The 22,332-nt window shown below is 74.5% G+C and carries 21 protein-coding genes; 13 read left to right on the forward strand and 8 right to left on the reverse strand.

Annotation, left to right across the window (positions count from 1 at the left end; genetic code table 11):
• The first annotated feature begins 15 nt into the window (after positions 1 to 15).
• Positions 16 to 1,230: a low temperature requirement protein A gene (locus KRAD_RS01385; RefSeq protein ID WP_011981439.1), complete on the forward strand. Its 1,215-nt coding sequence runs from the start codon at positions 16 to 18 to the stop codon at positions 1,228 to 1,230.
• A 91-nt stretch (positions 1,231 to 1,321) separates the two neighbouring features.
• Here KRAD_RS01385 and KRAD_RS01390 read toward each other — a convergent pair whose 3' ends face one another.
• Positions 1,322 to 2,914 carry a methyl-accepting chemotaxis protein gene (locus tag KRAD_RS01390; RefSeq protein WP_011981440.1) on the reverse strand — a complete coding sequence of 531 codons (1,593 nt, stop codon included), beginning with the start codon at positions 2,912 to 2,914 and terminating at the stop codon, positions 1,322 to 1,324.
• A gap of 327 nt (positions 2,915 to 3,241) precedes the next feature.
• On the opposite strand from KRAD_RS01390, the gene KRAD_RS01395 reads away from it, so the two are divergent.
• Complete coding sequence (locus KRAD_RS01395; protein ID WP_049821031.1) at positions 3,242 to 5,128, forward strand: putative bifunctional diguanylate cyclase/phosphodiesterase; 1,887 nt, start codon at positions 3,242 to 3,244, stop codon at positions 5,126 to 5,128.
• A gap of 53 nt (positions 5,129 to 5,181) precedes the next feature.
• Here KRAD_RS01395 and KRAD_RS01400 read toward each other — a convergent pair whose 3' ends face one another.
• The 3 genes from KRAD_RS01400 to bla form a co-directional block, all read right to left on the reverse strand.
• Positions 5,182 to 5,736, reverse strand: coding sequence for a MarR family winged helix-turn-helix transcriptional regulator (locus tag KRAD_RS01400; protein ID WP_011981442.1), 555 nt, complete (start codon positions 5,734 to 5,736; stop codon positions 5,182 to 5,184).
• On the reverse strand, positions 5,733 to 6,923 hold the full coding sequence (locus tag KRAD_RS01405; RefSeq protein ID WP_011981443.1) for an LLM class flavin-dependent oxidoreductase: 1,191 nt from the start codon (positions 6,921 to 6,923) through the stop codon (positions 5,733 to 5,735). Before KRAD_RS01405 ends, KRAD_RS01400 begins: the two co-directional genes overlap by 4 nt.
• A 155-nt stretch (positions 6,924 to 7,078) precedes the next feature.
• Positions 7,079 to 8,086 (reverse strand): class A beta-lactamase, encoded by a 1,008-nt coding sequence (gene bla, locus KRAD_RS01410; RefSeq protein ID WP_011981444.1) that lies wholly within the window; start codon positions 8,084 to 8,086, stop codon positions 7,079 to 7,081.
• 250 nt (positions 8,087 to 8,336) lie between these two features.
• Between bla and KRAD_RS01415 the strand changes: the two genes are divergently transcribed.
• From KRAD_RS01415 to KRAD_RS01430, 4 genes are all read left to right on the forward strand, one after another.
• A complete protein-coding gene (locus tag KRAD_RS01415) occupies positions 8,337 to 9,890 on the forward strand; it encodes a GAF domain-containing protein (RefSeq protein WP_011981445.1) in 1,554 nt (517 codons plus the stop codon).
• A gap of 305 nt (positions 9,891 to 10,195) precedes the next feature.
• The gene (locus KRAD_RS01420; RefSeq protein WP_041291835.1) at positions 10,196 to 11,845 is read left to right on the forward strand and encodes a hypothetical protein; all 1,650 of its coding nucleotides are present in this window, start codon (positions 10,196 to 10,198) and stop codon (positions 11,843 to 11,845) included.
• The gene (locus tag KRAD_RS01425; RefSeq protein ID WP_011981447.1) at positions 11,838 to 12,575 is read left to right on the forward strand and encodes a hypothetical protein; all 738 of its coding nucleotides are present in this window, start codon (positions 11,838 to 11,840) and stop codon (positions 12,573 to 12,575) included. The genes KRAD_RS01420 and KRAD_RS01425 overlap by 8 nt, the downstream gene beginning before the upstream one ends.
• A gap of 110 nt (positions 12,576 to 12,685) precedes the next feature.
• Positions 12,686 to 13,156 carry a hypothetical protein gene (locus tag KRAD_RS01430; RefSeq protein ID WP_011981448.1) on the forward strand — a complete coding sequence of 157 codons (471 nt, stop codon included), beginning with the start codon at positions 12,686 to 12,688 and terminating at the stop codon, positions 13,154 to 13,156.
• Between the two features lie 32 nt (positions 13,157 to 13,188).
• Here KRAD_RS01430 and KRAD_RS23835 read toward each other — a convergent pair whose 3' ends face one another.
• From KRAD_RS23835 to KRAD_RS01445, 3 genes are all read right to left on the reverse strand, one after another.
• A complete protein-coding gene (locus KRAD_RS23835) occupies positions 13,189 to 13,536 on the reverse strand; it encodes a hypothetical protein (protein WP_157873437.1) in 348 nt (115 codons plus the stop codon).
• A gap of 74 nt (positions 13,537 to 13,610) precedes the next feature.
• Positions 13,611 to 13,817, reverse strand: a complete 207-nt coding sequence (locus KRAD_RS01440; protein WP_157873439.1) for a hypothetical protein — start codon at positions 13,815 to 13,817, stop codon at positions 13,611 to 13,613.
• A 33-nt stretch (positions 13,818 to 13,850) separates the two neighbouring features.
• The gene (locus KRAD_RS01445; protein ID WP_157873441.1) at positions 13,851 to 14,204 is read right to left on the reverse strand and encodes a hypothetical protein; all 354 of its coding nucleotides are present in this window, start codon (positions 14,202 to 14,204) and stop codon (positions 13,851 to 13,853) included.
• Positions 14,205 to 14,279: 75 nt separating this feature from the next.
• On the opposite strand from KRAD_RS01445, the gene KRAD_RS01450 reads away from it, so the two are divergent.
• Positions 14,280 to 14,837, forward strand: coding sequence for a GNAT family N-acetyltransferase (locus tag KRAD_RS01450; protein ID WP_011981452.1), 558 nt, complete (start codon positions 14,280 to 14,282; stop codon positions 14,835 to 14,837).
• Between the two features lie 31 nt (positions 14,838 to 14,868).
• Here the strand turns inward: KRAD_RS01450 and KRAD_RS01455 are convergent, their stop codons facing one another.
• On the reverse strand, positions 14,869 to 16,209 hold the full coding sequence (locus KRAD_RS01455) for a M20/M25/M40 family metallo-hydrolase (protein WP_011981453.1): 1,341 nt from the start codon (positions 16,207 to 16,209) through the stop codon (positions 14,869 to 14,871).
• Positions 16,210 to 16,268: 59 nt separating this feature from the next.
• Here KRAD_RS01455 and KRAD_RS01460 point away from each other — a divergent pair, with 59 nt between their 5' ends.
• The 6 genes from KRAD_RS01460 (at position 16,269) to KRAD_RS01485 (ending at position 22,213) form a co-directional block, all read left to right on the forward strand.
• Positions 16,269 to 16,964, forward strand: coding sequence for a GntR family transcriptional regulator (locus tag KRAD_RS01460; RefSeq protein WP_049821033.1), 696 nt, complete (start codon positions 16,269 to 16,271; stop codon positions 16,962 to 16,964).
• A 77-nt stretch (positions 16,965 to 17,041) separates the two neighbouring features.
• A complete protein-coding gene (locus tag KRAD_RS01465; protein ID WP_011981455.1) occupies positions 17,042 to 18,058 on the forward strand; it encodes a sugar phosphate isomerase/epimerase family protein in 1,017 nt (338 codons plus the stop codon).
• Positions 18,059 to 18,080: 22 nt separating this feature from the next.
• Positions 18,081 to 19,790 carry a dihydroxyacetone kinase family protein gene (locus tag KRAD_RS01470; RefSeq protein ID WP_011981456.1) on the forward strand — a complete coding sequence of 570 codons (1,710 nt, stop codon included), beginning with the start codon at positions 18,081 to 18,083 and terminating at the stop codon, positions 19,788 to 19,790.
• A 16-nt stretch (positions 19,791 to 19,806) separates the two neighbouring features.
• Positions 19,807 to 20,310: a ribose-5-phosphate isomerase gene (locus tag KRAD_RS01475; RefSeq protein WP_011981457.1), complete on the forward strand. Its 504-nt coding sequence runs from the start codon at positions 19,807 to 19,809 to the stop codon at positions 20,308 to 20,310.
• 72 nt (positions 20,311 to 20,382) lie between these two features.
• Complete coding sequence (locus KRAD_RS01480) at positions 20,383 to 21,177, forward strand: triose-phosphate isomerase family protein (RefSeq protein ID WP_011981458.1); 795 nt, start codon at positions 20,383 to 20,385, stop codon at positions 21,175 to 21,177.
• A gap of 58 nt (positions 21,178 to 21,235) precedes the next feature.
• Entirely contained in the window at positions 21,236 to 22,213 is a 978-nt protein-coding gene (locus tag KRAD_RS01485) for a 3-hydroxyacyl-CoA dehydrogenase family protein (RefSeq protein ID WP_011981459.1), read from the forward strand.
• Positions 22,214 to 22,332 lie beyond the last annotated feature (119 nt).

A 22,332-nucleotide genomic window follows, 5' to 3' on the forward strand; every position in this document is an offset into this window, starting at 1 on the left:
GGACGGAGCACACCCATGACCGCCCAGGACCGCGCGGTGACCGTGGTGCCGCCGAGCAGGCGCAGGCACCCGGGCCTGCGGCCGATGACCCCGCGGGACCGGAGCGAGAGCCACCGGGTCGCGAGCCCGCTGGAACTCTTCTTCGACCTCGTCTTCGTCGTCGCCGTCTCGCTGGCCGCCGTGGAGCTGCACCACGCGCTGGTCGGGGGCCACGCCCTCGACGGGCTGGTCCACTACGCGGTGGTGTTCTTCGCGGTGTGGTGGGCCTGGGTGAACTTCACCTGGTTCGCCTCGGCCTTCGACACCGACGACTGGCTCCACCGCGTCCTCACCTTCGCCCAGATGGCCGGGGTGCTGGTCCTGGCGGCGGGGGTGCACGACGTCTTCGCCGACGGCGACCTGACGGTCGTCACCGCCGGGTACGTCGTGATGCGGGTCGCCGCGGTCGTGCAGTGGTCGCGCGCCGCGCGCGGCGACGTCGGCCTGCGCCGCACCGCCACCCGCTACGCCGTCGGCATCGCGGTCGTGCAACTGGCCTGGGTGGCCCGCCTGCTGGTGCCCGACCAGGGCGGGCTGCGCACCTTCGTGCTGCTGGCCCTCGCCGAACTCGCCGTGCCGGTCTGGGCGGAACGGCGCGGGCCCACGCCCTGGCACCCCCACCACGTCGCCGAACGGTACGGGCTCTTCACCCTCATCGTGCTGGGGGAGTCGATCCTGGCCTCGGCCAACGCCGTCATCGACGCGCTGCAGGACACCGAGCACCTGCCCGCGCTGCTGCTGCTGGCCGGGAGTTCCCTCACCCTGGCCGCGGGCGCGTGGTGGGTCTACTTCTCCGCCGAGCACCACCGCCGTCTGACCGGGGTGCGCCAGGCGTTGGTGTACGGCTACGGGCACTACCTCGTCTTCGCCGCCGCGGGCGCGTTCTCCGCCGGCGTCGAGGTGCTCATCGACCACGAGAGCGGGCACGGGGACCTCTCCCCCGTCGCGGCCGCGGCCACGGTGACCGTGCCGGTCGCGGTGTTCCTCCTCGTCGTCTGGTGGCTGGTGCTGCGCCACGAACTGACCCCCGCGCGCAGCACCACCGTCCTCGTCCTGTCCCTCGCCGCCGGGGCCGGTGCGCTGCTGCCGCAGGCCCCGCTCTGGGCGGCCCTGGCGGTCGTGGCCGCCGTGGTCGTCGTCCAGGGCGCGGCGGCGAGCCCACCGCGGGTTCAGGACCCCGCGGGGGTTTGAACCCCTGCGCACGACGGGAACCCGCGGGTCGGGCGTCCCCCGTGCCGCCCGTGGTCGAACCGGCCCCGGACCCGGTCGGGTGAGGACCGGATCAGAACCGGAAGGCGCCCACCGCGGTCCGGAGGTCCTGCGCCGCGCTGGAGACCTCGTCGGCCGCGGTCTGGGTGGCGCCGGCGTCGGTGGTGGTGCGCGCCGCGGCGGAGGCGATGCCGGAGATGTTGCTCGTGATCTCCTGGGAGCCGTTGGAGACCTCGGTGACGTTGCGGACCATCTCGGAGGTGGTCGCCGACTGCTCCTCCACCGCCGCGGCGATGGTGGACTGCAACCCGTCGATGCGGGCGATGACCTCGGTGATCTCCCCGATCGCCGCCGCCGCCGACGCCGCGTCGGCCTGGGTGGCGTTGACCCGCCCCACGATCTCCTCCGTGGCCCGCGCGGTCTGCTGGGCGAGTTCCTTCACCTCACCGGCCACCACCGCGAAGCCCTTGCCCATCTCCCCCGCCCGCGCGGCTTCGATGGTGGCGTTCAGCGCCAGGAGGTTGGTCTGCTCGGCGATGGAGGTGATGAGCTTGACGACGTCGCCGATCTCGCGCGAGGACACCGAGAGGCGTTCGATGGTGGTGCGGGCGTCCTCGGCGGAGGCGACGGCGGCGGAGGCGACCTGGGAGGCGTCGGCGGTGGAGGCGGCGATCTCGCGGATCGCGGCGGACATCTCGTCCCCGGCAGCGGCGACGGTGCTGACGTTGACGGCGATGTCGCCCGACGCCAGCAGGACGACGTCGGCCTGCGCGGAGGACTCCTGCGCACCCGAGGACAGTCGCTGCGCGACCTCGCCCAGGCTGCCGGAGGCGCCCTGCAACCTCTGCACGCTGCGGCCGATGGTGGCGATGGTGGCCGAGACCTGGTCCAGGGCGGTGTTCAGCGCCAGCGCGGTCTGACCGACCTCGTCGTGACCGACGACCTCCACCCGCTCGTCGAGGCGGCCCGCGGCGAGCGCCTCGGCCACCCGGCGGGTCCGGGCCAGCGGTCCGGCGATGGAGCGGGAGATGAGCACCGACAGCGCGACCGACAGCACGACGGCGAGCACCGCGACACCGATCAGCAGCAGCCGGGCGCGGCCGTGGGCCGCGGCGCCGTCGGCGGCGGCCTGCGCGGCGACGGCGGTGGCGGTGTCCTGCACGACGCCCAGGGTGTCGCCGACGGCGCCGTGGGCGATGCCGCCCTGCGCGACGGGGATCGACGCGTCGTTGCGGGTGTCCATGAACTCGACCTGGTCACCGGTCATCGCGATCCCGACCAGCACCTGCGTCCCGGCGGCGTACTCCTCCAGCGCCGCGTCGACGGCGTCGAGCTGGTCGGCCGGCACCTGCGGGCCGCTGCTGCGGTAGGCGTCCCAGTCGTCCAGCAGTTCCTGCAGGTCCTCGCCGAAGGTGGTCCTGGCCTCCTCGGAGGGCACCAGGGCCAGGGCGAAGAGGTCCTTGGTGGCGCGCTGGGAGGAGGTCGCCACCTTCCCCAGGGCCTGCTGGCCCGCCACGCTCTCCTCGCTCACGGTCTGCAGGCGGTGCTGGGCCTGCGACAGCTGCAGCAGACCGACCCCGGCCACGGTGAGCAGCAGCAGGCAGACGGCGCTGAAGCTGCTGAGGATCTTGGTGCTGACCTTGAGGTCGAGCAGGAACCGCGGCACGTCGTCTCCAGGGGCTGAGGTCAGCGAGCGCGCACGACGGGTGGACGGCGCACGGACTGCATCGGCAACGGGGTTCCCGAGCTGAACGGCGGCCACCGGCCGGCACCGGGAGGTGGGTGCGGGAGCGACGTCGTCGTGGGCGCCCGGCCGGCTCGCGGACCGCGGGTGACCGCCCCGGCTTCGGTAGGCTGGGGACTTCCCGGGGCCGGAGCGGAGCCGCTCCACCGCGGGTGCGGACGCGGTCCGCCGTCCGGCCCTCCCCGTGCCGATCACGAGGAGGGGGCCGCTCGTGCCCCGACGGGCACGGTGAGCGGAAGGAAGCAGGGAGTGGGCCTGACGCAGATGTGGCGCACCCTCGCGCCGGTGGCGGCCGCCGAGGTCGCCGACGACGTCTTCGCCCGCCGCACCCTGGCCCGCGTGCTCGGCCTGCAGTACGTCCTCGGGGGCGCGCTGGCTGCGCTGTTCGCCCTCGTGGTCCTGCCCGCGGCCACCCGTTCCCCGGTGCTGACCTGCGCGGTCACCGCGTTCGCCGCGGGTGCGGTGATGGAGGTCGTCAGCCTCCTGCGGCTGTCCTCGCGGGCGTTCACCGTCCTCTCCCACGCCTGCATCCTCTCCGCGCAGGTCGTCGTCGCCGCCGCCCACGTCGCGGCCGGGGAGGCGGGAGGGCCCCTGATGCTCTTCCTGCTGTGGACCTCCCCCTACGCCGGGATCTTCTCCGCCCGCGCCCGCTGGCTGCACGTCGCCGCCGCGTGCGTCGCCCTGGTCACCGCGTCCGCCGCCCTGCCCGGGGCGTTCGGCACGAAGGTGGTGAGCATCGCGATCTTCGCCGCCACGCTGGTCATCACCAGCATGCTGACCGCCCAGATGACCACCCGGCTGCGGCGCAGCGCCACCCAGGACCCGCTGACGGGGCTGCCCAACCGCCGGCTGCTGCACGCCACCGTGGCCGCCGCCCTCGCCCGGCGCGCCGCCCGGGGCGGGGCGGTGGCCGTCCTGCTCATCGACCTCGACCGCTTCAAGCACGTCAACGACACCTTCGGCCACGAGATCGGCGACGCCCTGCTGCAGCAGGTGGTGCCGCGGTTGATGGCGCAGCTGGGGCCCGCGGACGTCCTGGCCCGCCTGGGCGGGGACGAGTTCGCCGTCGTGTGCGAGGACTCCAGCGGCGCGGTGGGCCCCGTGCAGACGGCGGCCCGGCTCACCCGGGTGTGGGCGGAACCCGTCCTCGTCGACGGGCGCACCCTGCACGTCAGCGGCAGCATCGGCGTCGCCCTCGCCGGCGACGGCGCCACCCCCCGCACCCTGCTGCGCGACGCCGACGCCGCCATGTACGAGTCCAAGCGGCGGGGCCCGGGGGCCTTCCAGGTGTTCTCCACCGACATCGCCGCCCGCACCCACCGCCTGCTCCTGCTCGAGCAGGGCCTGCAGCGGGCCGTGGAACGGCGGGAACTGGCGGTGCACTACCAACCGGTCCTGGCCCTGACCGGCCCCCGGGCGGGTCACGCCGTCGGAGCGGAGGCCCTGCTGCGCTGGCGGAGCGCCGAGCTCGGGCCGGTGGGGCCCGACGAGTTCATCCCCGTCGCCGAGAGCGCCGGGCTGGTCAACGCCCTCGGCGACTGGGTCCTGGACCGGGTGATGACCGACCTGGCCGGCTGGCGCGCGCGCGGGCAGGTCGACGACGACTTCCAGGTCGCCGTCAACGTCAGCGCCCACCAGCTCACCCCCGTCCTGCCCGGTCAGGTCGCCGGGCTGCTGGCCCGTCACGGCCTGGGCGCGCGCAGCGTCGGCCTGGAGGTCACCGAGACCGCCGTCGTGGAGGGCGGCACCGCTCCGCAGGTCCTGGCGGAGCTGCGGGACCTGGGCGTGTCGCTGCTGCTGGACGACTTCGGCACCGGCTACTCCTCCCTCTCGCAGCTGCAGGAGCTGCCCTTCGACGTCGTGAAGGTGGACCGGTCCTTCGTCGCCGGCATGACCCGCTCCGCCCGGGACCGGGCGCTGGTGCTGGCCGTGCTGAACCTGGCCGAGGCCCTGGGGATGGCGGTCGTGGCCGAGGGGGTGGAGGAGCGCGAGCAGGCCGAGCAGCTGCGGGTCGCCGGCTGCTCGGCCGCGCAGGGCTGGTACTTCGCCCGGGCCGTGCCGGCGGCCGAGCTGCCCGCCGCCCTCCAGCAGGCGGTCGGGGAGCTCGCGCTCACCCGGCCCTCGACCCCGACGTAGGGCCACCCGGGGGGCACCGGGCGGCTCGCGGTCCGCGCTCCACGGGGAGGGCGTCAGCCGCCGGGCCCGCGGGCCGCCCGCTCGGTCAGCTGCCGGGTGAGGTCGCGCAGCTGCCGCAGCTGCTCCCCCGTGAGCGCCGCGGTCATGGCCGCGCTCACCGCGCGGGCGTGGCGGCGTCCCACGGCGCGCTGCACGGCCCGTCCCGCCGGGGTGAGGACGACCCGGGTCGCGCGCCGGTCGCAGGGGTCCCCCCGCCGCTGGAGCAGGCCCCCGGCGACGAGGCGGGCGACCAGCCGGGAGATGCCGCCCTGGGTGAGCAGGACCTCCCGGTTGATCTCCACCATGCTCAGCCCCTCGGGCCCACCCGGGTCCCGGTGGCGCTCCTCGTGGGCGACGAGGGTGTGGAGCACGTCGTACTCGGTGGGTGAGACCTCCTGCCAGACGTCGTCGGCGCTGAAGCGGCGGGCCAGGACGGACTGGGCGCGGAAGAGGGACTCCCACGCCTCGTTGGCCAGCCGCACGTCCTCCCGGGCCGCCGGGTCGGGCACCGCGCCCGGCCCGCCCGCGCGGTCCCGTCCCCCCGCCCGGTCCTGCGCCTCGCCCGTCACGCGAGGACGGGCAGGTCCGCCGGGCGGGCGGTGTCGCTGTCCTGGTAGGGCAGCGCACCGGCGAGGTTGTCCCCCCGGTTGGGGTTGGGCCGGGCCTGGCGGGTGGGCCCGTCCCCGAACCGGTCGCGGACCCGCGCCCGGTGGGTCGGGGCGGGCGCCGCGCCCGGGGAGCGCCGCGCCGCCATCTCCCGGCGCAGCACCGGCACCACCTCGGCGCCGAGCAGTTCCAGTTGCTCCAGCACCGCGGGCAGCGGGAGGCCGGAGGAGTCCATCACCCACAGCTGACGCTGGTAGTCCCCGAACGTCTCGCGGAAGGTCATGGTCTGGTCGATGACCTGCTGCGGGCTGCCGACGCTCAGCGGGGTCCGCTCGGCGTACCACTCCAGGGGACGGGAGTGGTCGTAGACCGGGGCCTTCTCGAAGTAGGGCCGGAACGCGGCGAAGGCGTCCTGGGAGCGGCGGGCGATGAACGCCTGACCGCCCAGGCCGACGATGGCCTGCTCGGGGGTGCCGTGGCCGTAGTGGGCGAAGCGCTGGCGGTAGTGGTTCACCAGCGGCAGGAAGTGCCCGTCGGGCGCGAGGATGTTGTTGGCGAAGAACCCGTTGCCGTAGAACGCGGCCTGCTCGGCGATCTGCGGGCTGCGGATGGACCCGTGCCACACGAAGGGCGGCACCCCGTCCAGCGGCCGGGGGGTGGAGGTGAAACCCCGCAGCCGCGGGCGGGAACTCCCCTCCCAGTCCACGACGTCCTCGCGCCACAACCGGTGCAGCAGGTCGTAGTTCTCGATGGCCAGCGCCACGCCCTGGCGGATGTCCTGCCCGAACCACTCGTAGACCGGGACGGTGTTGCCCCGCCCCAGGGTCAGGTCCAGGCGGCCCCCGGCCAGGTGCTGGGCCAGCGCGTACTCCTCGGCGATGCGCACCGGGTCGGTGGTGGTGGCCAGGGTGACGGCGGTGGAGAGGGTGATGCGCCGGGTCAGGGCCGCGACGTGGGCGAGGAAGGTGGTGGGCGAGGAGGAGAAGAACGGCGGGTTGTGGTGCTCACCGATCCCGAAGACGTCCAGGCCGACCTCCTCGGCCTTCACCGCGATCCGGACCATCGCCTGGATGCGCTCGGCCTCGCTGGGGGTGTGCCCGGTGGTGGGGTCGGCCGTGATGTCGCTGACCGAGAAGATCCCGAACTGCATCGTCCTCACCTCTCTGCGCGGACCCCGGTCTGCCTGATGCATGACTGGTCATGTGTCCGCACCGGGTGGAACCGCGTCCCGCCGCCCGCCATTCCCGCCCGGACCGGACGGGACCCCGGTGGCCCCGCGAGGGGGTTTCCCGGGGGCGTGGGGGTTCACGGGGCGGGAACGACCGGCGGTGACAGGACCGCCGCCCCCGGGCGCACCGCGGCCACGGCCACCGCGGTCGCGGCGGCGACGAGGGCGTCGTCGTGGTCGGCGTCCTCGGCGTCGCGGTCGGACATGACGACCAGGACGAGCGGAGCGCCGGCGGGGGGCCACACCACGGCGACGGCGTTGCGGGTGCCGTACCCCCCGGCGCCCGTCCGGTCCCCCACGACCCACCCCTCGGGCACACCGGCGCGGATCAGCGCGTCCCCGGTGGTGTTGGCGCGCATCCAGCCGACCAGCACCGCGCGGTCCTCCTCCCCCAGCGCGTCCCCGAGGGCGTAGGCGTGCAGGTCGGTGGCCATCGCCCGGGGGGTGCTGGTGTCGCGGACGTCACCGGGAGCGGCCTCGTTGAGCGCGGTCTCCGTGCGCTCGGGATCGGTGACCGTGTCGCCGAGCTCCCGCAGCGCGGACTCGAAGCCGCCGGGACCACCGAGGTGCTCGAGGAGGAGGTTGGCCGCGGTGTTGTCGCTGACCGTCGTGGCGGCGGCGGCGAGGTCGCGCAGGCTCATCCCGGCGCCGACGTGCAGCTCGGTGACGGGCGAGTGGTCCACGAGGTCCTCGGCGGTGAAGGGGACGACCTCGTCGAGCTCCTCGGCGCTCGTGCGGTCCAGGACCGCGGCGGCGGCGAGGACCTTGAAGGTGGAGGCGTACGCGAACCGCTCGTCGGCGCGGTGGACGACGCTCGCCCCGGTGCCCGTGTCGAGCGCGAACACGCCGAGGCGGGCGTCGAACTCCCGCTCCAGCCGGGCGAGCTGCGCGGCCACGTCCGGTGCCGCCGCCGGGGGCGGGGCGCCGGGCGTCACCGCCGGACCCGTCACCGCCGGACCCGTCACCGCGGGACCCGTCACCGCGGGAGCGGGCGCGGTGCCCCCACCGCCGCAGGCCACCAGGACGGGCAGGACGAGCGCGCCGACGATCGCGGCGGGAACGCTCCGGCGCCGGTGCTGCCTCATGCCCGTGGTCCCCCCCTCGACGTGTCCCCGCCGCGGGAGCCGGCGGTGGGGCCATTCGAGCAGGTGTCCCGCCCGGGGTGCTCCAGGGCGCGCCGCCGGGAGGCCGCGACGGCTCAAGGCCCCCTGCGCCGCGACCGACAACACGGGTGGATCGAACCACCGGTCCAGTCTCAGCGGAGGCCACGGTCGCCCGGTGAGGACGCCGCGCGGAGGCCCGCCCGGTGCTGGCGACGTCCAGGGGAGCACCACGATGCCGTTCCGCGCCGTCCGCCGCGCGCAGGAGGAGGCTGCCGCGACCACCGCGGAGTCCCGCGCCAACATCGCCGCCATCGGCGCGGTCATCACCGCCCTCGGCGCCGCCACGACCTCCACCCAGGCCGTCGAGATCGCCCTGGACGAGGTGCGCGCGCGCTTCGGCTGGGCCTACGCCTCGTACTGGAAGCTGGACCCCGCCGCCGGGGTCCTGCGTTTCCAGCAGGAGTCCGGCGACGCGGGCGAGGAGTTCCGCCGCGTCACCCTGGCCGCCTCCTTCGCCGAGGGCGTCGGCCTCTCGGGGCGGGCCTGGCGCACCCGCGACCTGGTCTTCGTCCCCGACCTGGCCGAGGTGGCCGACTGCGTGCGCGCCCCCGCCGCCCAGCGCGTCGGGGTCAAGTCCGGCATCTGCTTCCCGCTCCTCGCGGACGGGCGCGTGGTCGGCACGATGGACTTCTTCACCACCGAGACCCTCGACCCCTCGCCGGAACGCCTGGACACCCTGCGCGCCATCGGCGCGCTGGTCTCCCAGGCCCGCGAGCGGATCGCCGCGACCGAACGCACCACCGCCTCCGTCCAGGACGCCGAGGCCCTGGCCGTCGTCCTGCAGGAGGTCTCCACCGCCGCCACCCGCACCGAGGCGCTGGGGCGCGCCCTGGACGCCATCCGCACCGGCTTCGGCTGGGCGTACGCCTCGTACTGGAAGCTGGACCCCGCCGCCGGGGTCCTGCGCTTCCAGCAGGAGTCCGGCGACGCGGGCGAGGAGTTCCGCCGCGTCACCCTGGCCGCCTCCTTCGCCGAGGGCGTCGGCCTCTCGGGGCGGGCCTGGCGCACCCGCGACCTGGTCTTCGTCCCCGACCTGGCCGAGGTGGCCGACTGCGTGCGCGCCCCCGCCGCCCAGCGCGTCGGGGTGAAGTCCGGCATCTGCTTCCCCGTCCTGGTCTCCGGCCAGGTCGTGGGGACCATGGACTTCTTCGCCACCACCACCCTGGTCCTGTCCGACTCGCGGGAGCACGCGCTGCGCAACACCGCCCTGCTCCTGGGCCAGGCCCTGGAACGCTTCGGCTCGGCCGACAAGCTGGCCAGCGCCGGGCAGGAACTGGTCGCCTCCATCGGCGAGGTCGAGCGCAACGTCGTCTCCGCCACCTCGGTGGTGGCCCGCGGTCAGGAACTGACCCAGGAGGCCAACCGGCGCGTGAGCGAGCTCGGGGAGTCCTCCAGCCGGATCAGCGCGGTGGTCAAGACGATCCAGGCCATCGCCGCGCAGACCAACCTGCTCGCGCTGAACGCCACCATCGAGGCCGCCCGGGCCGGCGAGACCGGCCGCGGCTTCGCGGTGGTGGCCGACGAGGTCAAGGAACTGGCGATGGAGACGGCCACCGCGACCAAGGACGTCGACGAGCGGGTCCGGGCCATCCAGGAGCAGGTGGAGCACGTCGTCGGCGCGCTGGGGCAGATCAGCGAGGTCGTGGAGGAGATCGACCGCACCCAGGCCGTGATCAGCGGCGTGCTGACCGAGCAGACGGCCGTCACCCGCGCCATCCTGGGCTGACCCCGGACCACCGCCGCGACGGCGCGGCGAGGGGCCCGCGGCACCTCCGCGACACCGCCGCGACAGGCTCGCGACGTGCCCGGGACGCGGGCACCCCGTCGGCTACGGTGGCCCCCTCTCCGAAGGGATCCCCGGCATGTCCTCCAGCGCCACCGCCCCCACCGCCGCGCGCGTCGCTCCCCCGCCGCGGCGTCGCGGCGGTCCGCCGGGACCCCCCGCCGAGCCGGCCACCGCCGCGCACCCCTGACCCGCCCCCGCACGGTCCTCCCCACGGCCTCCTCCCCCGCAGCCCAGGAGCTCGCACGATGCGCCCCACCCCCTGGACCGTCCGCCCCGTCCCCACCGTCTGGCTGGACGCCACCACCGGTCAGGGCGTCACCGACTCCGGCGCTCGCGTCACCCCCCGGCTCACCGGCCGCCGGAAGCGGCCCACGCTGGTGGACCTGCTGGACACCGCCCACAACCTCTCCGCCGAGCGCATCATGCTCACCGGCAAGCTCCCCACCGCCGAACCCGGCCGCCCGCACTGGCTCATCGCCGAGACCCCCTCGTGGACCTCCCCGGGGCACTGGCTCGGCTCCCCGCCCACCGGGCGCTTCACCCACGACGTCACCGGCCGCCACCTGGAGGTCCGCACCGCCGCGGAGTGGTTCCCCGTCGAGGGCCTCACCCCCGACCAGGCCCGGCAGGCGTGGGTGACGACCACCGAGGCGGTCAAGGGGGTGGAAGACATGGAGCTGCTGAAGTCCCCCGCCGCGACCGGCGCGCAACTGTGGGCCCGTTCCCTGCCCCGCACCCTCGACCCCGAACCGCTGCCCGACGACGTCGCCGAACTGCTGCACCGCACCTCGGGGCAGCACCGCATCGAGCACCTCACCACCGGACCCGCCGCCTGCGGGTGCGGGGCGTGCCGGCCGCTGGTGGACCTGGGGGCGACCCCCCGCGGGGGGTTCGCCTACGTCGACGGGCGGTTCATGTACGCCTCGCTGTGCCGCGAGCTGGGCAGCGGGCCGGTCACCCGCCTCACCGCCGCCCAGGGCCAGGAGCTGCTGGAGACCGACCCCTACGCCCGGGCCCGGTACCGGGTCCGCTTCACCGTCCCGGAGTGGTGGGACCACGTCGGGGTCCTGCCCGTCGCGCACGAGACCGTCGACGCCGGCTGGCACTACCCCAACGTGCCCGGCGCGAGCGCGGAGACGTGGGCCGACGGGGTCGAGGCGAAGATCGCCCACGACAACGGCTGGGACGTGCAGGTCCTGGAGGGCCTGCGGTTCACCAGGGGCCGACTGCTGGACACCTGGGCGGACCGCCTCAAGCGGGCCCGCGAGCGCCTGGCCGGCCACGCCGAGCTGGACCCGGTGGTGCGCTCGGCGGCCGTGGCCGCGGTCCGCGGCATCCTCATCCAGGGCATCGGCGCGTTCGCCTCCCGGGGCCGGGAGACGACGCGGGTGGTGTGGTCGGCGCGCGAGGTCCCCCCGGAGGCGGCGTCGACGGTGGTGCGGCACGGGGAGGCGTTCGTGTACCGCCTCCCCAGCCGGCAGCCCGGCGGGCAGGCCGCGGCCCTGTACCGCCCGGAACTGGCCGCGCAGGTGTGGGCGCGCGGCCGGGCCCGGGTGCTGGAGTGCCCCGCGGCCCTCCCCCACCGCCCGGGGGCGCCGCGCCCGGTGGTGGGGGCGCTGCAGGTGGACCCCGCGCAGCTGCTGGCCGTCAACGGCGACGCGATCTACACCACCGCCGTGCCCGCGTGGTCGCTGCCCACCGCCCACGGCGGCGGCGACGACGGCGCCGTGGGGCGGATGCGCCTGCAGGGGTGGCTGGGCTCGGTGAAGCTGCCCGCCACCGCCGCCGAGCGCAACGCGCTGCGGGGGAAGGCGGAGGCCGCGGGGATCGCGGAGGCCCTGGCGGCCGCGGGCGCGCCGCAGGCCGGCCCGGAGCAGGAGCGGGCGCGTGCCTGAGGATCCCCCCGCCCCCCGCAGCGCGGCGGACCTCGTCGCCGAGCTGCGCGCCTACGGCATGAGCGTGGCCGAGATCGCCCACGAGCTGCAGCGTTCCCCGCGGATGGTGCACAAGATCGTCCGGGGGGAGAGCAGCGGCCGGCTGTACGTGCCGACGCTGACCGAGCTGGTGGAGACCGGGCAGGCCCGCAGCCGCCCCCCGCGCCGCCGCGGCCGCGACGGCGAACCGGTCCGCGTGCGGGCGCCCCGCGGCGCGGCAGCGCCGACGCGGGTGCCCGACGTCGACGACGAGCAGCCCGCCCCCGCCGGGGCCGGTCCCGCGGCGAGCCCCGGGGCGGGCCGCTCCGCGGGGGGACGCAGCCGGTTCAGCGACAGCACCGCCTACCTGCCCGGCGGGGTCCGTCAGCACACCGTCACCGGGCCCCGTTCGGAGGGGCCGGGGCGCGAGCGGACCCGCCAGCGCCTCATGGACGTGCTGCGCGGCGCCGCGCGCGGTCAGCGCCACGGCCGCAAGAACGTCCGGTTCCGGGTCACCCTGCGCGACGGGACGTCGGTGGAGGTCGGGTCCAAGGGCGGGTACTCGGTGTCGGCCGCCCTGGCCCGTTCGCGCGGTGAGGGCGACGACCCGCTGCGCTGGCTGCGCGAGGAGATCGCCGAGCGCAGCTACGTGCAGGCGCAGCTGCGGGCGAAGCAGCTGGACATCGTGGGCGTGGAGGCGACGATCTTCTGAGCGCCCGGCCGCGGGGCGTCCCCGCGGGTGGTCCTCGTGCTCGTGGTCACCTCGCGCCCACCCGGTGTGCGACGATCGTCACCAGAACTCCTCGAGCGAACAGGACTGGCATGGCCACCACGAGGCGCACCCAGTGCGCCAACAAGATGCCCTGGCCCGCCGGCAACCACCGGAGCCTCGACCGCTTCCTCGACGACGCCGAGCGCGCGGGCGTCCTCGACACGATCGCGAACCACCCCGGGGCCGCGACCACCCTGGCCCTTCCCCCGCACGGCCTCGACGCCGCCACCGTGGGCACCGTCCTGCGCCACGCGGACTCCCGCGAGCAGGGCCTGGCCTTCCCCCTGGGCTGGCAGCTGTGGCAGCAGGAGGTGGGCGACCAGTACCCCGACCGCGCCGCCGCCGCCGAGGGCTTCGCCGAGTTCACCCAGGAGCTCACCGGCGACCACTGGGAGAGCGGCGAGGGGACTCCCGCCGAGGAGCTGCTCGCCGGCTTCATCAACGCCGCCGTGGCCGCGCGGGCCGAGGGCACCAGCACCCGCGACGCCCTGGACGCGCTCACCGGCACCACCTCGGAGTAGCACCTCCCCCGCCGACGGGCCGGGCCCCGCGCTCAGCCCGTCGGCGGCAGCGGGCCCCGCCAGGGCTCGCCCAGGGTGATCTGGCGCAGGTGCAGGGCGATGACGTCGACGTCGTCGAGGCCGTTCTCGACCAGCCCCACCAGCCGCTGCCCGTACTCCGCGTCCGGCTGCACCGTCCTGACCCCGTTGCGGTCCAGCGCGGCCAGGGCCACGAACAACCCGATGCCGGGGTTGAGGGCACCCGCGAAGGGTCGCGTCGTCACGATGGCGTGCATGAGGGCCGCCGCCTGCTCGTGCTCCCCGCGGTAGATCCGCTCGCCGTCGACGTCCAGGGAGGGCCGCAGCGCCGCGGCGGCCAGGGCTCCCACGTCGCGGATCACGACGGGTCCCTCCGCCAGCCAGTCCGCCAGCTCGCTGATCTGCGCGACGCTCAGGAAACGGGGGTGCTCCGGGATCACCGGGAGCGCAGCGCTTCCCACAGGGTGGGGTTGCTGGCCGCGATGCGCTCGGCGATCGTCGCGATCGCCTCCTCCTGCGCGCGGGCGGACTGCTCCAGCAGCGCCTCGAAGAGCTTCTGCCGCGAGACCCCGGGGTTGCGGCGCCGCAGGTCCTCCAGCATGCGCTCGTGGTCCCCGGAGAGGCGGAGCGTCATCTGGGCCACCCCCCGAGGGTACACCGGTGATGTCGCGTGATGTCAGGCACCGGCGGCGTCGCCGCCCCGGTCGGCCTCGCGGCGGGCGCGCTGGTAGCCCGTCCACGCCCGCGTGCACCGGTCGCAGCGGCAGCCCAGGTTGCGGTACCCGTTGGCCGAGCCGTGCCGGTCGTCCCCCGGGTCCTGCGCGAAGGCCGCCTTCAGCTGCCCCGCCGAGGCCCGCGGCGCCGCCACCCCCAGCCCCAGCTCGGCCCGCCAGGTGCGGATCGTGGGGTGGCTCACGCCCAGCAGCCGCCCCGCCTCCTGCTGGGACAGGTGGGCAGTGGCCTCCACCGCCCGCTGCCACGAGGCGTGGCCGGAACGGCGGGCGACCTCGTCGCGGTCGTAGCGGGGCACGGGCGGCACGCTACGCCGCCCCACCCCCTCAGCAGGACCCCGCCACCCACCGGCCGGGACCCCTAGGGTCGGGGCGTGGAACTCCCCCGGGTCACCCTCCGGCTCTGGCGCCCCAGCGAAGCCCCCCGGTTGTTCGACCTGCTCAGCCGCCCCGAGGTGACCCGCTGGTTCGGGGAGAACAGCCGCGCCCCCCTCACCGAGGTCGACCAGGCCCTGCAGCGCATCGAGGACTGGGCCCTGGGCGGCGAACCGCCCCTGGGCGCCCGCGCCGTCGTCACCCCCGACCGGGCCGAGCCCGTCGGCACCGTGCTCCTGTTCCCCGCCCCCCACGCCCTGCACGGGGAGATCGAGGTCGGCTGGTACCTGCACCCCGACGCCGTCGGCCACGGCTACGCCGCCGCGGCCACCCGCTGGGCCATCGCCGACGCCCTCGCCGCCGGCCACGACGAGGTGTGGGCCCTCACCCACCCCGACAACCACCGCAGCCGGGCCACCGCCGTCCGCGCCGGCATGGTCGACCTCGGTGACGTCGAGGGGCTGTGGCACGACGGCCCCTCGCGGCTGTTCGTGGCCGGGCGCACCGCCCCGCCGCGGCCCGCGCGGTCCGCCGGGGGTGCCGGCCGAGACGGGTGACCCTCCCGCGGGCCGCGCGCGCCCCGCGGCCTCAGCAGGTGGCGACGAAGCGCTGCAGGACCCGCACCCCGAACTTCAGCGCGTCCACCGGGACCCGCTCGTCGATCCCGTGGAACATCCCCGCGAAGTCCATGCCGGCGGGCAGGCGCAGCGGCGCGAAGCCGTAGCCGCGGATCCCCAGGTGCGAGAACGACTTGTTGTCCGTGCCGCCCGACAGGCAGTACGGCAGCACCTTCGCGCCCGGGTCCTCCGCCAGCAGCGCCGCCTGCATCCGGTCCACCAGGGGCGCGGCGAACTCCGTCTCCAGGGCCACGCTCTGGTTGACGACCTCGACGTCCACCCGCTCCCCGGCCAGTTCCCGGATCGTGGACATGAGCTGCTCCTGGCGGCCGGGCAGGAACCGGGTGTCGATCAGGGCGCTCGCCGAGCCCGGGATCACGTTGTGCTTGTACCCCGCGTCCAGCGCGGTGGGGTTGGAGGTGTTCTGCAGCGTCGCCCCCACCCAGCGGGCCGTCGTCCCCAGCTTCGCGAGCAGCGCCGAGGGGTCGGTCTCGGTGAACGGGACCCCGGTGATCTCCGAGACCCCCTCCAGGAACTGCCGCACCGTCGCGGTGTACTCCAGCGGCCAGGTGTACTCCCCGATCCGCGTGACCGCCGCGCACAACCGCGTCACCGCGTTGTCCGTCCCCACCTGCGAACCGTGCCCGGCCCGCCCGTGGGCGACCAGGCGCAACCACGCCAGGCCCTTCTCGGCGGTCTGCAGCAGGTAGGTCCGCTGCCCGTCGAGGTCGACGGAGAAGCCCCCGACCTCGCTGACGGCCTCGGTGACGCCCTCGAACAGCTCCGGGCGGTGGTTGACCAGCCACTCCGCGCCCTGGACGCCGGCGGCCTCCTCGTCGGCCAGGAAGGCGAAGACCAGGTCGCGCGGGGGGCGCGCGCCCGTGCGCGCCATGTCGCGCAGCACCGCGAGCAGCATCGCGTCCATGTCCTTCATGTCCACCGCGCCGCGGCCCCACAGGCACCCGTCGGCGATCTCGCCGGAGAACGGGTCGACCTTCCAGTCCGCGGCCTGCGCCGGGACCACGTCCAGGTGCCCGTGCAGCAGCAGCGCCCCGCGCTCGGCCGTGCCGCGCTCGTCACCGGGGACCCGCACGACGACGTTGCCGCGCTTGGGGAAGCCCTCCACGTACTCCGGCTGCAGCCCCACCTCGTGCAGCAGCTCCATGACGTGCTCGGCCGCGACCCGCTCCCCGGGACCGGACCCGTCGCCGTAGTTGGAGGTGTCGATCCTCAGCAGGTCGCGGCAGAGGTCCACGACCTCCGCCTCGGCCGCGCCCGTCCCGTTCGTCCCGCCCGTGGTGTCCGCGCTCACCTGCGCCACCGTAGAGCGTGCCCGGCGCCGCGGCGCGTCTCGGGTAGCGTCCCGGTGCCATGGACAGCTCCCCGGCCACCACCACCACTCGCGCGGGCGAGGGCGACTGGTCGGTGAGCGCGCCGCGCGGGCTGAGCGACACCGTGCACGACGCCATCCTCGAACTGCTCATGAACCGCGGCCTGGAACCGGGCTCGGCCCTGCGCACCCAGACCCTCGCCGTGCGCCTCGGCGTCAGCGCCACCCCGGTGCGGGAGGCCCTGGCCCGCCTGGAGGGCTCCGGCCTGGTCGTGCGCAGCGCCCGGCGGGGGTACCGCGCCGCTCCGCTGCTCTCCCCCGAGGAGCTGGCCCAGCTCGTCGACGTGCGGCTGCTGGTGGAGCCGGGCAACGCGGAACGGGCCTGCGCCCGCAGCGACGACGCCTTCGTGGCCCGGCTGTGGAGCGCGGTCGAGGACCAGCGCACCGCCCCCACCGGACCGGGCTACGCCGGCTTCAAGCACTACCTCGAGGCGGACTGGTCCTTCCACGAGCTCGTCGCCCAGGGGACGGGCAACCCCTTCATCGTCCGCACCCTGGACTCCTTCCGCGGCTTCGTGCAGCGCCTGCACCAGGTCGAGGAGCGCGTCAGCGACGCCGACGAGAGCGTCTCCGAGCACGAGGCGATCGTGCGCGCCTTCGAGCAGCGCGACCCCGCCGCGGCCGCGACGGCCATGCGCGCGCACCTGAGGGGTGTCCTGGACCGGGCGGTCGGGTGAAGACTCGGGGCGGCACTCGCCAACGGACGTGATTTTCTATAGAATCCGATCCGACGGACGACCTTTGGAGTGACACCGTGAGCGACGACGCGCACACCCCGACGAGCACCCGCGTGTTCGACGGCTTCCCCGACGTGCTGACCCGGCAGAACTGGCCGATCACCGTCCCGATGATGCCGCACCCGCACGTGCTGAAGGACGGCACGACCGTGCAGGAGCAGTCCGCCGAGGGGTGGGCGCAGACGCTGGAGGTCATGACCGACGCGGGCTACACCTGCATCGACCCGACCGACACCTGGATCCGGATCGCGGACCTCTCCCCCGAGCGCCTCGACGAGTTCTCCGCCACGGTGCGCCAGGCCGGACTGCAGATCCCGGCGTTCTCCACCTCGCGCCGCTCGGTGATGGACCACGAGAAGGCCGAGGAGAACCTCGCCTACTCCCACCGCGCCATCGACGCCTGCGCCGCCATCGGCATCCCCGTCGTCAACTTCGGCTTCATGCGCGGCTTCACCCCCGCCCAGGCCAAGGCCCTGTGGTTCTGGCTGGAGCCGGGCTACTCCGACGACTTCAGCGCCGACGTCCGCCAGGTCGCCGTCGGGAAGATCCAGGAGCTCGCCGCGCACGCGCAGAGCGTGGGCGTCCAGATCGCCCTGGAGATGTACGAGGACACCTACCTCGGCACCGCCGACGGCATGGTGCAGTTCGTCCAGGACGTGGGCTACGACAACGTGGGCCTCAACCCCGACTTCGGCAACATCCTGCGCCTGCACCGCGAGGTCGAGCCGTGGGAGGAGATCGCCGCCAAGACGTTCCCCTACACGAACTACTGGCACCTCAAGAACTACTACCGCGACGAGGAACCCTCCACCGGTTCCATCCGCACCCACCCGGCTCCCCTGGAGTTCGGCACCATCAACTACCGCAAGGCCATCTCGATGGCCATCGAGGCCGGCTTCCGCGGCGCCTTCTGCGTGGAGCACTACGGCGGCGACAGCATCAGCGTCGGCGCCACCAACCGCGAGTACATCCGTCGCGTCCTGCCCAGGGCCACGACCCACCGGCCGTTCAGCAGCGGCGCCGGGACCAACTGAGCGATCGAAGGAGACCGTCCAGATGACCAAGATCTTCGGTGACCCCTCCGAGTTCGTCGACGATTCCGTCGCCGGGTTCGTGGACCTGTACTCCCGCTTCGTGCAGCCCGTCCCGCACGGGGTGATCCGCTCCACCGCCACCCCCGAGGGCAAGGTGGCCGTCATCGCCGGCGGCGGCTCGGGGCACTACCCCGCCTTCGCCGGCTACGTCGGGCCGGGCCTGGCCGACGCCGCGGTGTGCGGCAACGTCTTCGCCTCCCCCTCCACCCGCTGGGTCTACGACGTCGCCAAGGCCGCCAACCGCGGCGGCGGGGTCGTCCTGGGCTTTGGCAACTACGCCGGGGACATCCTGAACTTCGGCCTGGCCGCCGAGCGCCTGCGCGCCGAGGGCATCCCCGCCGAGCTGCTCGTCGTCACCGACGACGTCGCCAGCGAGGGCCAGGGCGCCAACGGCCAGCGGCGCGGGATCGCCGGCGACGTCGTGGCGTTCAAGATCGCCGGTGCGGCCGCCGAGGCCGGTTACGGCTTCGACGACGTGGTGCGCGTGGCCCGCCACGCCAACGACGTCACCCGCTCCATGGGCATCGCCTTCGCCGGCTGCACCCTGCCCGGGGAGAGCGAGCCGCTGTTCACCGTCACCCCCGGCAACATGGCCATCGGCCTGGGCATCCACGGCGAGCCGGGCATCTCCGAGGAACCCATCGGGACCCCGCAGGAGATCGCGGACCTGCTCGTCGACAAGGTCCTGGGCGGCAAGCCCGAGGGCACCCCGGACGGGGGGAAGGTCGCCGTCCTCGTCAACGGGCTCGGCTCGACGAAGTACGAGGAGCTGTTCCTCCTCTACGGCCCCATCGCCAAGCGCCTGCGCGAGGCCGGCTACGAGGTCGTCGCCCCCCAGGTCGGCGAACTCGTCACCTCCCTGGACATGGCCGGTTGCTCGCTGACGGTGACGTGGCTGGACGAGGAGCTGGAGACCCTCTGGACCGCTCCCGCCCAGTGCCCGGCGCTGTCGGTGGGTCCCACCATCGAGACCACCCCCGCCCCGACCTACGTGGTGCCCGAGGACGAGGTCGCCGACTACACCGGCACCCCCGCCGAGGCGCAGGAGGCCGGGCAGAAGATCGCCGGGCTGATCGAGGCCGTGCGCGACGTGCTCAAGGACGCCGAAGCGGAACTGGGGCGCATCGACGCCATCGCCGGTGACGGCGACCACGGCACGGGCATGGTCAACGGCTCCGTCGCCGCGGCGCAGGCCGCGCGCACCGCCGCCGACGCCGGAGCCGGGGCGGCGGCGACGCTCTCCGCCGCCGGCGGCGCCTGGGCGGACCGCGCCGGTGGGACCTCCGGGGTCATCTGGGGGGTGCTGCTGCACGCCTTCGCCGACAAGCTGGGCGACGAGGGCAAGCCCAGCGCGCAGCAGGTCGCCGAGGGCGCCACCGCCTCCGTCGAGGCCGTCATGCGCCTGGCCGGGGCGCGGGTGGGCAACAAGACGATGCTGGACTCCCAGGTCCCCTTCGCCCAGACCCTCGCCGAGCGCGTGGGGGCCGGGGACGACCTGAAGACCGCGTTCACCACCGCCGCCCAGGCCGCCACCGCCGCGGCGGAGGCCACCAAGGACCTGCGCCCGCAGATCGGGCGCGCCCGCCCGCTGGCGGAGCGTTCCCTGGGCCACCCCGACGCCGGGGCGGTCTCCCTCGCCCTGGTCACCCGCACCATCGCCGACAAGCTCTGAGAGAAGAGGAACGACCATGACTGATCTGCAGTGGCGCGTGGTGCTGGCCGCCGACGAGGCGGGTGTCTCCTACAAGGACGCCATCAAGGCGGACCTGCTGAAGGACCCCCGCGTGAAGGAGGTCCTCGACGTCGGTGTGAACGGTGACGACGACAAGACCGCCTACCCCCACGTGGCCGTCGCCGCCGCCCGCAAGATCGCCGCCGGTGAGGCCGACCGCGGCATCCTCGTCTGCGGCACCGGCATGGGCGTGGCGATCGCGGCGAACAAGGTCCCCGGCATCCGCGCCTCGGTGGCCCACGACTCCTTCTCCGTGGAGCGCCTGGTGCTCTCCAACGACGGTCAGGTCCTGACCCTGGGCGAGCGGGTCATCGGCAAGGAGCTGGCCCGTCGCCTGGCCAAGGAGTTCCTCGGCTACGTCTTCGACCCCACCTCCGCCTCCGCGGCCAAGGTCGAGGCCATCACCGGTTACGAGACCGTGGCCAACACCGACGCCGACGTGGCCGCCTCCTCCTGCTGAACCGGCCCGGAGGGCGAGGCAGGTACCGTCGGGTCCTGCTGAGACCTCTTCGAGACCTGGAGAACCCCCGCCATGACGACCCGTCCCCGCCCGCTCGTCGGGGTCAGCCTGAAGATGTACTTCTCGCTGGCCCGCACGCGCAGCTACCTCGCCGACGTCGCGACCCTCGGGCCCGACGTCGCGGGTAGCGGCGTGGACGCGTTCGTCATCCCCGACTTCCTCAACATCACCACCGGGATCGACCTGCTGCGCGGGACCGGCATCGCCGTCGGCGCCCAGGACGCCTCCTGGGAGGACTTCGGGGCGCTGACGGGCGAGGTGTCGCCGGCCGCGCTGCGCGAGGCCGGCGCCAGGTTCGTCGAGATCGGACACGCCGAGCGCCGCCGGATGTTCGCCGAGGACGACATCGTCACCGCCCGCAAGGCGGCGGCCGCCGCCCGCAACGGTCTCGTGCCGCTGATCTGCATCGGCGAGAACGTCCGCATCGACGTGGCCGACGCGGCCCGCACCACCATCAGCCAGGTGCTGGCCGCGCTGGAGGACGTCCCCTCCGAGGCCGAGGTCGTCATCGGCTACGAACCCAACTGGGCCATCGGGCAGACCGAACCGGCCCCGCCGGAGCACGTCGTCGGGGTGACCACCCGCCTGCGCGACGCCCTCGCCCACCGTCGCGGCCTCACCCGCATCCTCTACGGCGGCAGCGCCGGCCCCGGCATGTTCACCGACGTCGCCGAGGGCGTGGACGGCCTGTTCCTGGGTCGCTTCGCCCACGACGTCGCCAACTTCCGGTCCGTGATCCAGGAGATCGCGGACCACCCGCTCAACGCCCACGGCTCCACCGCCGAGCCCGCGACCGACCGCGCCTGACGCGCGGGGGTCTCCCGCTCACCGACGAGCCACACACCACCACCACAGGAGGCCTCTCGTGCCCACCGCACCCCGCACCGACAAGATCACCCGGGTCGCCCAGATCGGCACCGGCTACATGGGCGGCGGCATCGCCCAGTCCCTCGCGCTGGCCGGCAACGACGTCTGGCTCGCCGACGCCGACAAGGAGTCCACCCAGCGCAACTACGAGCGTCTCCTCAAGGAGTCGGAGCTGTTCGAGGGGCAGGGCCTCTTCCCCGCCGGCAGCACCGAGATCCTCAAGGAGAAGTTCCACCCCGCCGACTCCATCGAGGAGGCCGTCGCCGACGTCCACTTCGTCGAGGAAGCCGTCTTCGAGGACCCCCAGGTCAAGAAGGACGTCCTCTCCCGCGTCGAGAAGGCCGTCACCCCGGGCACCATCATCGGCACCAACACCTCCACCATCCCGGTGAAGGTCCTCGCCGAGGCCTTCGAAGACGCGTCGCTGTTCCTCACCGTGCACTTCTCCAACCCGGCGCCCTTCATCCCCGGCGTCGAGCTGGTCACCGGCGTGGCGACGAACCCGGCCGTGCTGCCGCTCATCGACGACCTCCTGGTCCGCGCCGGCCGTCGCGGCGCCCAGGTGCAGGACGTCCCCGGCTTCGTCCTCAACCGCCTCCAGTACGTCCTGCTCAAGGAGGCCATGACGATCGTCGAGGAGGGTGTCGCCACCCCCAGCGACGTCGACACCATTGTCTCCACCACCTTCGGCTTCCGGCTGCCCTTCTTCGGGCCGTTCGCGATCGCCGACATGGCCGGTCTCGACGTCTACGCCAAGGGCTTCAAGGTCCTCGAGGGCCACTTCGGGGAGCGCCTGTCCGCGCCCGCCAACCTCACCGCCCTGGTCGAGGCCGGCAAGTTCGGCACCAAGACCGGTTCCGGCTTCCTCGAGCTCGAGCCCGAGAAGCTGGCCGCGCTCATCGACTACCGCAACAAGGCCTACCAGAAGATGGGTGAGCTCCTCGCCGAGCTCGGCCCGTCGCCGCTGGCGGAGTGACCTGAGCACCCGCACCGGAACGCCGCCGCGGCGGTAGGACACCTCGCCCTCGGGGCCGGCCACCACCAGGTGGCCGGCCCCGAGCCGTGTGCGGGGTCGTCACGGGCCGGGCGACGGGA

The organism is Kineococcus radiotolerans SRS30216 = ATCC BAA-149, assembly GCF_000017305.1.
GTDB classification, from domain to species: Bacteria; Actinomycetota; Actinomycetes; order Actinomycetales; family Kineococcaceae; genus Kineococcus; species Kineococcus radiotolerans.